Genomic DNA, 12,480 nt, shown 5'->3' with positions numbered 1-12,480 from the left:
CAGAGTAATTTCTGTCTTGTAATGGTACAAAAAATTGTTATTAAGTATGTTACATGTTTGACTAATTAAGTTGTATAATTCATACTACTTACTTGGATGCATTAAAAAAGATGTATTCCAAATTAAAATAAAAGCCATTTGGCGCAGTTCTCAACATGGAACTTGCCAACTCTTGTCGGTAAGCTAAATCTATCCGTGCTTGACTATTGATAATAAACTGAATTGCAGGAACAACATCAAGATAGGACTTACCACTTTTGTTCATGGTTTGGCCTACAAATTCAACCATCAAATTGATGTTAGTCTGCTTGTAATTGGTATACTTTCTGGGATACATTAATTTACCAAATGACAAGGTGTAATTTGTCGCATTATCACCAAAATTATCTGGAAAAGGATAATCGGGTTTATTGTCAAAGGCTTTTTCAAAGCTTACGGATGAACTTATGGCTACTTTTTTTATCAATTTAGTTGCCACAAACCCGGTTTCAAAACCTGTATTATGGCCCATAATTTCAATTTGTTCCTGATGGATATCGGCATTATTGAAACTGTATCTTCCAAATGCTGCCAAACGAAAGTGACTGTTTAAATCATCGGTTGAATAAAAACGGTACTTGGTGTAAAAACTTCCACCTTCAGTTACCAATTGGTTACTGCGATTGCTCACAAAAGCAGAGCCCCTAAACATTAGATTTTTATTCAATCCATAAGTGACCTCTGGCATCAAATGATAATTATAACCCGATACAAATTCTTCCTTAAACAAAGATTGTGAAAGTCGAACACTTATTGTATTTGCAGGAACATTACTCGCAGGATCGGTAACTACAAAAAGCTCTTGACTGTAATTTTTTTGAAGTGTAAACACCATTAATAAAATGAAAATCTTTCTCATTAGTTTATATATTTAGCATGAAAATCGTCTTCGTTGTTTAAAGCATAAGTAGCTACATTCTTGAGCGATTTTGATAGTTTTTTAAATTCTTTCTCTGTAACAAAGCCTTTGTCTAAAATTTGAATTTGGACTTCGGCATTATTAGTTGAAGCTTTATTAACTTCAATATAACCTCCTTGCTTAATTGTCTCAGCTTTTATTGTTAAGATCAACGAGCCAATAAAGAAACCTGCCTTTTCTACTTTTTCCTTGAACACTTTTGGACTTAAACTGTTATCCTCTTTTAGTGTTACTGTAAATGTATTGGTATTCAAATCGGTTGCTACATTAGCCACTTCTGACATACTTTTTAACTGCTTGTTAATTGCGTTAGAACACATCGAACACGTTAAACCTGTTGCTCTAATTTCGGCTTTTACAATTTGCGCATTACTTTGCATCGAGAACATCAAAACCATTGATGTTATGATTATATATACTTTTTTCATTTGAATTATTTTATAGTTTCAACCGTTTTTCCACAACTTAGCATCATGGAGCCATAATAGGGATTTTTTACTGCATTCTCTTTGCTTAACCAATTAGCACCTGTACCTTCGTTGAACATTGGACAAAATTGATAGTATACTGGAGTTTCATATTTAGAAACTTTGATTAATGAATACATGTTTTTAGAAAGTGCAGTGAAGTTGTCGCGTTGAATTTTAATATCTTTTGTATTAGCAATATTTTCTGCATTCTTTTTTATCGTATTTACAACTTCCATCCACGACATGTGAACGTTCATTTCAAGCTTGTCCATTTTAACATTATTGATACTCAATACCAATTCTTTTGCAGCAGCGGTAGTATTATTTCCATTTGAAGCGATTAACGCATCTTTGATCAAAAAGTAATTATCAAAAACCGATTTAAGTTGATTGTCACTTTGAACGGTTGTAACAGGATTACTATGATTGCTGTGGTTGGAATGGCCTTCGTTACGAGCCATCGCTGTTGTTGTTTCTTTAGAAGGAACTTTTGCTACTCTTTCATATTTACAACATTCGTGAAGATTAGTGTAAACATCATCTGGAGCAAGAAATTTATCACTATCGTAACCAACTAAAGCAATTCTTTTGAGTACTTCGTCTTGATTTGTTTTGGAAGCATCATAGGTTATGGTTGCCATTTGAGTTTCTTGGTTCCAATCAACATTGGCAATTTTTTTTATGTTTCCAGCTTTTTCGATTTTGGTTTCGCACATGCCACAGTTACCATAGATTTTTACATTTTCAGTTTTGGCATTTTTTATTTGTGCATTACTTGTAGTTGATAACAATACACTAATTGCTATCAATATTTTCATAAATGAATTTTTCATTGTAGATAAAGTTGTAATCAAAGTAAGCTACCTTGATTGGTTAATAAAATAAATTGGGATAAATAACAGTAAAAAGAGAATATAATTTCAATACCAATTTTGGTACAAAAAAATATCAAACTGTTAGATTGAGTAGCAAACTACTATGAATTTGACACAGCTATGGCTGCCAAAGAAGAATTTAGCCTATTTTAGGGATGAGCCAAATGGAATAAAAACCATCTGAGATTGTTGGTATTGTGTTTGAAAACTTAACTTTCTCAATTGAAGAATAGCTAAACATGTTGTTTTTAAAAATGATCTCGGATAACAAGCTTACTGAAGAAGTTGGACAGGTTGAAGAGCATCCGCATTTAGAATGACCGCAATTGCCTTTGCAACCCTTGTGGTCTTTTTGTTTTGAATGGTCGCTACCACAACAACTCTTTTTTTCTTTTTTAGTTGAAGAAACTTCTTTTTTGCAAGAACTTTTGCCTAAATCTTTACCACAAGCCATAGCATTACTAGGCATAAGAAATAGGCCTAATACAAATAATAGCATGAAGTAGTATTTTTTCATATTTTAAATAAAACAGTACAAAAATAATTAAAAATTAATACTAGATGTCAAAAATGCTGTTAAAATAGTTTGCTGAATTTTTAAAGCGATTTTATAAAATCAAATTCTTGTCCTGAGGCAAAGAGATTGGTGATACTTTTTACTAATTAATCAGGATAAAGTTTGCCTTCCTGAATTATAACAAACATACATCTTTCGATTTTGAAATCCTTAATGAAAAACTTTTGCTGATTAATTATATGATTTTATTGTTGTGATTTTAAATGATAGGGAAGAGGGCTCTAGGACGGTCTTGGATGGCTTTTCAGTTGCTTTGACTTTACCAGTACTCAATTTGATCACTTCGGGTTTGCAATTTGATAATTATATGTGGTAAAAAGAAAAAACCCTCTAAATCATAAGATTTAAAGGGCTTTATTTTAATTTGCTTTCCAGCACGCGGAGAAAGAGGGATTCGAACCCCCGGACCTGTTACAGTCAACAGTTTTCAAGACTGCCGCATTCGACCGCTCTGCCATTTCTCCAGTATCTAGCTCTCATTTTCTGATTGCGAGTGCAAAGATAATAAGTTTTTTCGAATCTACAATATTCTTTTAGGATTTTACAAAAAAATAATTCAATAACAGTGCAGAGTAAGGGTTATTTCTAAATCAAAAAACAGCACAAATTTTCCTTCTTTAAAATTAAAACAAAAAGGAGTTAGTCTTGCTACCGAGATTGATAGAGGAGGAGTTGTATAATCAAAACATCTAAAAAGTGAATTTTTTAAGTTTTATAAAATGAAAAAGCCCGAAACTTAAGTTTCGGGCTTTTCGCGGAGAAAGAGGAACTAGCATCTACTTAATTTAAACATATCAAACTTTATTTAATCATGCTGTAAACCCTTGTAAATACTAGGATTTAGGTATATAGTGATTAAGTAAAATAAGATTATTTATATATAAATACAGAAAATGTGGGGATTATGTGGGGATAATTTTTTAGCTTTGAGTTATCTAATAGTTAGTACTCTATGGCAACAATAAATTATCTTGTAAAGGGAGAAAAAAACGTAACCAATATACTTTTGCGTTTTAAAAATGGTAGAAAATTTGATTTAACTGCTTCTACAGATTTAAAGGTAGAGCCAAAAAAATGGAGTTCAGCAAAACAGAAAGTAAAACTTACTGCCGATGATGCTACAAAAGATGAAGTAAATAATAATTTGATAGAATTAGAAAAGTTTATATTTAACGAATTCAATTCCGATAATAGCAAAGGAGAGTTTATTGATAAATATTGGTTAAGAAAGAAGATCGCTAATTTTTTTAACAGACCAATTGATGAAACAGCTATTGATCAAGTGTTTTTTATTCCGTTTATAGAAACTTTTATCAAAAACGCTCCAACAAGAATTATAAAAGGTAAAAACAAAGTAATTGCCAAAGGCACTATTACAAAATATACAACTACACAACGTAAGTTAGAAGAGTACGAAGAACGCTTTAATACCAAATTAAAATTTACGGACTTAGACTTGACTTTTTACGATCGATTTGTCAATTTCTTGTCCCAAGAGCAAAAAATTAATCTAGGTACTATTGGTAATTATATTGGAACTTTAAAAACCATTGCCAGAGATGCTAAACTAAAGGGCTTGCCAGTACATCCACATATCGAACATCCAAACTTTTTTGTTCCAAAAATCACGTCAGATAGCATTTATTTAAATGATGATGAAATCAACGCCGTCTTTAAGTACGATTTTAAAGGTGTGGAAAGATTAGAGAACACTAGAGATTTGTTCATTATTGGATTGCGAACAGGCTTAAGAATTTCAGACTTTTTGAGATTAAAAGATGCTAATGTCAAAAATGGTTATATCGAAATTGAAACTCAAAAAACAGGACAAACAGTTACAATTCCTTTGCACAAGCAAGTAAAAGCAATTCTTGAAAAAAGAAACGGATTTCCAAGAACTATTTCAGATCAAAAGTTTAACGAGCATGTGAAAGATTTATGCAAAGTTGCAGGATTTAATGAGAAAGTTCAAGGTTCTAAAATCAATAAAGATACCAAGCGTAAAGAAGAAGGAGTATTTGAAAAATGGGAATTGGTAACATCTCATATCTGTAGACGTTCATTTGCTACTAACTTATATGGTAAACTAGACAATTTGACTATCATGGGAATTACAGGACACCAAACAGAAACTCAATTTTTAAAATACATCAAGATAACCAATACTGAAAAGGCCGAAAAATTAAAAGAGTATTGGAATAAGCAAAATGAAGAGCAAAATATTGAAGAGAAAGTTTTAAAAGTAGTTCAATAAAGCAAAGTTTAATATATTTAGCCCTTAACTATTAATTATCATGGACTACTCACATTTAGATTGTTTTTGTAATAATTTGGGAGGTAAACCTAATGTTGACCGCTTCTCTATTAATCATACTATTTCTCATCTTAGCGGAATTGCGAACAAGGTAAAAAGAGAAGTAAATATTGAATTAAACAATGTCAATTGTGATAAAAATTATTTTTTAAATTACCATTTGTCAGAGGTTGAAAATTCAAATTTTGATGAAAATATTTCTATTGTTTCAATAAATGAAATGTTAATTAAATACGGTGTTACTTTTGAAGATATTCTCAATGACAATATTGAAGATAGTAATTTTACAGAAGTTTTAAATACTGAATATCCCAAAGTTTCAGATTTAAATCCTTACCACAATTCAGCTCAAATTATTCAATTAGAATTATATCATTATGTAGTCTTCTATTTTAAAACTGATATGATTAAATTTTTCGAAGATAAAAAAGTTTCCTTTAATCTTGATTCAAATGATTTAGGTAATAAATTAAAATGGATTGGGAAACCCTCTCAATTAGGTATCATTATCAGGGAACTGGTCGAAATGGGATATATTGAAGCGCCGAGAAGAAAGACGGATGATATTAATTACACACAATTTGCAAAGGATGTTATTTCAACTTTTGACATTGAAACAACAGCTGATACTTTAATTAAGTACTTAAACTTGGATACAGATAAATCACAATCACTAATTAGAAAATTTCAAGAAAACAGTTTTAATATTCCTCATATAAATATAGTAAGCTAAAAGGTACTAGTACCTTCTGGTACCTTTACTAAAACATAGTCTCCTTTACTTTGTACCATCAATAACGATAAAATTTTTATTATATGGAACAAAATAAAATGACACAAGTATACGGTGTAGATCCCGTAGAGTACAAAGAAAGCATCATGTCTGATGTAAGAGCAGAAATTAAATCATTAGCTCAACATTTTCAACCAATTATTCCGCAAGAGTATCTTACTCGCCAAGAAGTTGCTGATATACTTAAGGTATCATTAGTGACACTTTCTGATTGGAACAAAAAGAAAATTCTTAATCCTTATCGTTTGGGTAATCTTATTCGATATAAGCGTTCAGAAATCGAACAGGCTTTAATATGTATTAATCCTAAAAAAGTCTAGTTACTGTAGTTTTTAAACTGAGCTTGATATTTTTTAATCTAAATACAAGCTTAATCAGTTTTCTGAAAATTTCAAATTAATCGTAAACCTAACGTAAAATTAACGAACAATGGATAAAGAATTTTATAATTGCCAATATTGTGGCACAGAATACAAACCGAAAAGACGTTTTAAACAACGCTTCTGCAGTAATAGTTGTCGCGCCAATTCTTTTAAACGAAATAAATTAAAAAGCCAATTGGGTAAAACAGTTGATGCCACAGAAAACAAAAATCCTACTAAAATCGAAAAAATGAGTTGGGCAGGAGTGGGGAATGCCGCTGCGGGAGCGGTTGTAGTGAATACAGTTGCACATTTATTTACAAAAGAAGAAAACCGACCAGCCACCAAGAAAGACATTAAGGAGATTATTTCAGTTTTGAAACAACGCTATTTCGTCGTGAAAAACATGAATCAGAAACCAGATGGCTCTGTACCTTATTTTGATATTCAAACTAGTTTAGTTCTCTATTTCAAACCAAATAAAATCGTAGGATATGGAAACAAATAACACAAGCAAAATTCCTGATGATGTAATTTATCATTTAGAACTAATTCTCAATGATCTTCATCGCTTAAAAATAGATTATAATAGAGATCCTCGAATTGTGTATGCTAGTGATTTTCTAATCAAAAGAGTAAATCTTGTAGCTGAAATTTATTTTGATTTAAACAAAAAAAGCTTTTTAGCGCTTCGAAACCATCTAAATTCCATTTTTAAAGAAGAGCCTAATACTTTGGGTGTTATTGTAAGAATTGAGAATTCGAAGTGTAATAGTGAAGCAACAAGTGTTAAATATTTTACTCAAATAATATGAAAGAATATATCCGAGTTGGCACTGAATATTTTAAAATAATAGATCATCCATTAATCAGCGGAGACTACATGAAAACAACAACCAAATGGAATAAACAGACCATTGTTGATGATTTCGGAAAAGATAGTCTTCAAAAAATAAAGAAATACGAATCATTTTGCACGTTTCCATCGCATATTTCATATACTCGTGAAATCAACAAATTTTACAATAAATACGAACCGTTATCCTATGCAATTAGCGAGGATGGAAACTGGAACACTATTAAAAGCTTTTTACAGCACATGTTTGGTGAACAGTACAAACTTGGCTTGGATTATCTTACCATTCTCTGGAAACATCCAAGTCAAATATTACCAATCCTTTGTTTTGTGAGTTCTGAAAGGAATACAGGGAAAAGTACTTTTTTAAAGCTCTTAAAAATGATTTTTGAAGGTAACATGACCATCAATAAAAATGAGGATTTCAGAAGCAGATTTAATTCAGATTGGGCTGGTAAATTAATTATTGCTGTTGATGAAGTTTTACTGGACAAAAAAGAAGATAGCGAACGAATAAAAAATCTTTCAACTTCAAATTTTTATAAGAGTGAAGGCAAAGGCGTTGATAAAATTGAAATTGAGTTTTTTGGTAAGTTTATATTGTGCTCCAATAACGAAGAGAATTTTATCAAAGTAGATCCTTTAGAAATTCGTTATTGGGTAATTAAAGTTCGTCCGTTTATCACTGAAAATCCTGATTTATTAGAGCAAATGCGAAAAGAAGTACCGTTTTTTGCTAACTATTTGACAAATCGAGAAATTGAATCTGCAAGAGTAACCCGAATGTGGTTTGCAAAAGAACAAATTTATACGAAAGCATTAGATGTTTTAATTCGAGGAAACAGAACGTCAATTGAAAAAGAAATTGAAGAGTTCTTGATTGATCAATTTTATTTGCTTGGTTTAGACGTTTTGTACTACTCAATTTCAAACTTGGTGGAAGAATTAAACAAAAGAAATGTTCGCGTAAATAATAGTTATATTTCAAAAATACTGAAAGAACAATTCAATCAAGAATCTAAAAATAGCACTTACAAAATTTACAAGATGGATTATAGCAGTCCTATGGCAGAAAATCCAAATATTTATCATGAAAATGCAAAAGGAAGACACTACACTTTCAACAAAGAAGATTTTATTAAATAAGACGTTGATTTGTTGAGAAATCAAGCTAAATCCAAATATAATACCACTTTGCCAAGCAACAAATCATCAACAAGGCAGCAACAGAACAAATTCAAATACAATTGCTGTTGACACTCTGTTGATGATTTGTTGCTTCTTTAAGTCGCTAATCTCAAGGTTGTTTGTGTTTTTGCAACAGATCAACAAAAAAAACATGATTTTCTAAACAACGATTACTTGATAAAAAAAGAGTCGATTTTACTGTTAACCGTAATATGTATGAATTTATTTTCAATATCTTAGCACTGGAAATTAAATTCACATTACAATTAATGGCAGCCGAACAAAAACAAAAATTAGAACAACAACTCTGGAACATCGCAAACACTCTTCGTGGGAAAATGGATGCTGATGATTTTAGAGATTACATATTAGGTTTCATTTTCTACAAGTACCTGAGTACTAAAATGGATTTGTACGCCAACACCATCCTACAACCAGACGGTTTGACTTTTCAAGAAGTAGTAGGACATCCTGACGAAGCCCTTTTGATGCAAGAAATAAAACAATTGGCTATTGATAAATTAGGCTTTTTCTTGGAGCCAGCTGATTTATTTTCCGAATTGGCAAGAAGAGGAAATGCAGGCGGAAAAAATAATTTCATCTTGGGCGATCTAGCCAAAGTACTCACGCACATTGAGCAAAGTACCATGGGATCTGAAAGTGAAGAAGATTTTGGAAACTTATTTTCGGATTTAGATTTAACCTCTCACAAACTAGGAAAATCCGAAGCGGATAAAAACGAATTGATCGTAAAAGTCTTGATTCACTTAGACGAAATTGATTTTGATTTAGAAAATACCGATAGTGATGTTCTGGGCGATGCCTACGAATATTTAATTGGTCAGTTTGCCAGTGGCGCCGGCAAGAAAGCGGGCGAATTCTACACGCCACAACAAGTCAGTAGTATTCTAGCACAACTTGTAACCGTGGGTAAAGACAAACTGAAGAGTGTGTATGACCCAACGTGTGGTTCGGGTTCCTTGCTGTTGCGCGTAGCCAAAGAAGTAAAAGATGTAAGCGCTTTTTACGGACAGGAAATGAATCCTACCACTTACAACTTATGCCGCATGAACATGATCATGCACGATGTACACTACAAACGTTTTGACATTAAAAACGAAGATACCCTAGAACGCCCACAACATTATGATTTGCGTTTTGAAGCCATTGTGGCCAATCCGCCATTCTCGGCCAACTGGTCTGCGAGTCCGCTGCACATGACCGACGATCGTTTCTCGGCTTATGGCAAACTCGCCCCAAGCTCAAAAGCTGATTTTGCTTTTGTGCAACACATGGTGCACCAGCTGGATGATAACGGAACCATGGCTATTGTTTTGCCACACGGCGTTTTGTTTCGTGGTGGTGCCGAAGGACACATTCGCCAGTATTTGATTCAGGAGAAAAACTACCTCGATGCTGTAATAGGTTTACCCGCTAATATTTTTTACGGAACCAGCATCCCAACCTGTATTTTGGTCCTAAAGAAAAAACGCGACAATCCAGATAACATATTGTTTATCGATGCTAGCCAACATTTTGAGAAAGTAAAAACCCAAAATGTATTGCGTACCGAGGATATTGACAAAATCATTAGTACCTACGAAAACCGTTTGTCCGAAGACAAATACAGCCATTTGGCACAATTAAGTGAATTAGAAACCAACGATTACAACCTGAACATTCCACGCTACGTAGACACCTTTGAGGAGGAAGATGCCATAGACCTACAAGCCTTAACCCAAGAATTACGCGCCTTAGCCCATGAAAGCAAAACGACCGATGCTACCATTGCCGGTTTTTGTAATGAACTAGGAATCGAAACCCCATTTTAATGAGCACAACAACTTTACAAATCGAAAAGAAAAAAATGCTTGTACCGCAATTGCGATTTCCTGAGTTTGATGGGGAATGGGAGCGATGTAAAATTGGCGATAATTTAACTATCGGAAGCGGAAGAGATTACAAGCATTTGGAAATTGGTAATATTCCAGTTTTTGGTACTGGCGGATTAATGACATACGTAAATAAATTTTTATATGATGGTGAAACCGTTTGTATTGGTAGAAAGGGAACAATAGATAAACCAATGTTTTACAGCGGTAAAATTTGGACTGTAGATACTTTATTTTACACTCACTCTTTTAATTCTTCATTACCAAAATTTATATTTAATGTTTTTCAAAGAATAAATTGGAAAGAGCACAACGAAGCTTCAGGAGTTCCAAGTTTATCAAAAAGTACAATTGAAAAAATAAACATATCAATTCCAACCCTCCCAGAACAAAAAAAAATAGCATCCTTTTTAAGTGCGGTCGATGAAAAAATACAGCAATTGTCTCGCAAAAAGGAATTATTAGCACAATACAAAAAAGGCGTGATGCAACAATTGTTCTCAGGTAAATTGCGCTTTAAAGATGAGAATGGACAGGATTATCCTGAGTGGGAAGAAAAAAAATTAAAAGATTTAGTTGATAAAGAACGTAAAATAAGGTACGGAATTGTTCAGCCTGGTGATTATGATCCTTCTGGAAGATTTATGATTAGGGGGCAAGATTATTCATCTGTTAAGGGATGGGCGGATAGTTCAGAGTTTTTTAAGGTTTCTGAGGTCATTGAGCAAAAATACATTAAAGCTAGAGTTAAAGCAGGAGATCTATTAATAACAATAGTTGGTGCAGGTACAGGTTGGTTAGAAGTTGTTCCAAACTTTCTTGAAGGTGCAAATATAACTCAAACTACAGGAAGAATTGCAATAGATAAATCCATTGCTTCACCTGGATATGTCAAAAATTATTTTTTTACGCATACTGGAAGAAAAGAAATTAATGGTTACATAAAAGGACAAGCTCAACCAGGATTAAATATAGGTGATGTTGAAAATTTTAAACTACCATTACCTTGTATTGCAGAACAACAAAAAATCGCCAATTTTTTATCGGGGATCGATGGTAAAATAGAACAGGTCAATGGAGAATTAGTAAAAACGCAAGAATTTAAAAAAGGATTGTTGCAGCAAATGTTTGTTTAAAAAGATAAAGTATGAAAATTCTAGGCTATTCAGAACGTGGGATAATTAATTCATTGATATTTTCAATTGGCGAGGATAAAGAGTTAATGAATAGCTTTATTGACTTGATAGACATTCCAGAGTTAAAAGAATTAGGGAAACCTGAAGATTATGAAATACTGTTAGAACAATCATTTTCTGATTTTGGAGATGCTGATTTAATTATTATAATCGAGTATGTAAATCCGAAACATAAAAGGGTATTATTTATTGAGGGCAAAGTGAAAACCTATTTGCGGAAGCTTTGGTGTGTAAAAGAAGAATATAAAAAATTCACAAAAGAGGAAAAATATAATGGTTCGGCTTCAAATTTATTTTTTCAACTCTATCTTAAAGCATTACTATTTGAAAACAGAGAAAAGATTAGTTTGAAAAAAGATTGTATAATTGAAGCAAAACATAGAACTAGAAAAATTGGCAAAAATGATGTCGTATGGTGCGCTTTTACAAAATTGTTAGAGTGTAATAAGGCTCACTATATTGGGTTTATTCCATCTAGTGTAACTGAGATTGAAACGTTTAAAGAGAATGATAAAACTGGATATAACTATCTTTCTTGGCATCAGGTTGAAAAATTTTGTAGTGAATACAAAAATCCAGAAGCAAAAGAAGAACATATTCATCCCAAACTAAAAAATGTTTTAGAGATATTTAATTTTAATAAAGGGCAAATATATTGAGTTTGAAAAATATAAAAATAACTATATATAAATTATATTATGGCAATAAATCATAATTGGAGCATTGAAGATTGTTTATTTGTGATCACCGAATTTGTAAAAAGATATAAAAAAGAAGATTTCAAAAGCATAGAAAAAGATGTTGCCAATAAAATTGGAACATCTGCTAGTTCAGTAAATTTAACAAGGAAGAATTATGTTGCACTTTTAGAAGGAAAGACCGAAGGTTATGGAGCTAATGCCTCTAAATCTCAGGAAGCTGCACTAAATAGTTTTTTAGAGACCAACATCGATATCACTAAATCTAAGTTAATTTACATTCTTAAAAATTAGTTTTTTA

General features: G+C 32.1%; 14 protein-coding genes and 1 tRNA gene. 10 read left to right on the top strand and 5 right to left on the bottom strand.

Annotation, left to right across the window (positions count from 1 at the left end):
- Positions 1-88 precede the first annotated feature (88 nt).
- From ACXX8U_RS06540 to ACXX8U_RS06520, 5 genes are all read right to left on the bottom strand, one after another.
- Positions 89-898 carry a hypothetical protein gene (locus ACXX8U_RS06540; protein WP_458565149.1) on the bottom strand — a complete coding sequence of 270 codons (810 nt, stop codon included), beginning with the start codon at positions 896-898 and terminating at the stop codon, positions 89-91.
- On the bottom strand, positions 898-1,386 hold the full coding sequence (locus ACXX8U_RS06535) for a heavy-metal-associated domain-containing protein (RefSeq protein ID WP_458565148.1): 489 nt from the start codon (positions 1,384-1,386) through the stop codon (positions 898-900). Before ACXX8U_RS06535 ends, ACXX8U_RS06540 begins: the two co-directional genes overlap by 1 nt.
- 5 nt (positions 1,387-1,391) lie before the next feature.
- On the bottom strand, positions 1,392-2,246 hold the full coding sequence (locus ACXX8U_RS06530) for a DUF3347 domain-containing protein (RefSeq protein WP_458565147.1): 855 nt from the start codon (positions 2,244-2,246) through the stop codon (positions 1,392-1,394).
- A gap of 196 nt (positions 2,247-2,442) precedes the next feature.
- The gene (locus ACXX8U_RS06525) at positions 2,443-2,820 is read right to left on the bottom strand and encodes a hypothetical protein (RefSeq protein ID WP_458565146.1); all 378 of its coding nucleotides are present in this window, start codon (positions 2,818-2,820) and stop codon (positions 2,443-2,445) included.
- Positions 2,821-3,259: 439 nt separating this feature from the next.
- A tRNA-Ser gene (locus ACXX8U_RS06520) sits at positions 3,260-3,344 on the bottom strand.
- A 488-nt stretch (positions 3,345-3,832) separates the two neighbouring features.
- On the opposite strand from ACXX8U_RS06520, the gene ACXX8U_RS06515 reads away from it, so the two are divergent.
- The 10 genes from ACXX8U_RS06515 (at position 3,833) to ACXX8U_RS06470 (ending at position 12,473) form a co-directional block, all read left to right on the top strand.
- Positions 3,833-5,134: a site-specific integrase gene (locus ACXX8U_RS06515; RefSeq protein ID WP_458565145.1), complete on the top strand. Its 1,302-nt coding sequence runs from the start codon at positions 3,833-3,835 to the stop codon at positions 5,132-5,134.
- 40 nt (positions 5,135-5,174) lie between these two features.
- A complete protein-coding gene (locus tag ACXX8U_RS06510) occupies positions 5,175-5,927 on the top strand; it encodes a hypothetical protein (protein ID WP_458565144.1) in 753 nt (250 codons plus the stop codon).
- Positions 5,928-6,010: 83 nt separating this feature from the next.
- On the top strand, positions 6,011-6,307 hold the full coding sequence (locus tag ACXX8U_RS06505; RefSeq protein WP_458565143.1) for a helix-turn-helix domain-containing protein: 297 nt from the start codon (positions 6,011-6,013) through the stop codon (positions 6,305-6,307).
- A 109-nt stretch (positions 6,308-6,416) separates the two neighbouring features.
- Positions 6,417-6,857 (top strand): hypothetical protein, encoded by a 441-nt coding sequence (locus ACXX8U_RS06500; protein WP_458565142.1) that lies wholly within the window; start codon positions 6,417-6,419, stop codon positions 6,855-6,857.
- Positions 6,844-7,164: a hypothetical protein gene (locus ACXX8U_RS06495; RefSeq protein ID WP_306262388.1), complete on the top strand. Its 321-nt coding sequence runs from the start codon at positions 6,844-6,846 to the stop codon at positions 7,162-7,164. The genes ACXX8U_RS06500 and ACXX8U_RS06495 overlap by 14 nt, the downstream gene beginning before the upstream one ends.
- Positions 7,161-8,351: a primase-helicase family protein gene (locus ACXX8U_RS06490; protein WP_458565141.1), complete on the top strand. Its 1,191-nt coding sequence runs from the start codon at positions 7,161-7,163 to the stop codon at positions 8,349-8,351. The genes ACXX8U_RS06495 and ACXX8U_RS06490 overlap by 4 nt, the downstream gene beginning before the upstream one ends.
- A gap of 311 nt (positions 8,352-8,662) precedes the next feature.
- Positions 8,663-10,225 carry a type I restriction-modification system subunit M gene (locus ACXX8U_RS06485; RefSeq protein ID WP_458566394.1) on the top strand — a complete coding sequence of 521 codons (1,563 nt, stop codon included), beginning with the start codon at positions 8,663-8,665 and terminating at the stop codon, positions 10,223-10,225.
- Positions 10,225-11,421, top strand: a complete 1,197-nt coding sequence (locus ACXX8U_RS06480) for a restriction endonuclease subunit S (protein ID WP_458565140.1) — start codon at positions 10,225-10,227, stop codon at positions 11,419-11,421. Before ACXX8U_RS06485 ends, ACXX8U_RS06480 begins: the two co-directional genes overlap by 1 nt.
- An 11-nt stretch (positions 11,422-11,432) precedes the next feature.
- Positions 11,433-12,140, top strand: coding sequence for a hypothetical protein (locus ACXX8U_RS06475; RefSeq protein ID WP_458565139.1), 708 nt, complete (start codon positions 11,433-11,435; stop codon positions 12,138-12,140).
- Between the two features lie 39 nt (positions 12,141-12,179).
- On the top strand, positions 12,180-12,473 hold the full coding sequence (locus ACXX8U_RS06470; protein ID WP_458565138.1) for a hypothetical protein: 294 nt from the start codon (positions 12,180-12,182) through the stop codon (positions 12,471-12,473).
- Positions 12,474-12,480: the final 7 nt, after the last annotated feature.

The organism is Flavobacterium sp. GNP001 (genome assembly GCF_054343775.1).
The sequence above is the reverse complement of the archived record's forward strand: the minus strand, read 5'-3'. Positions and strand labels throughout refer to the sequence as shown.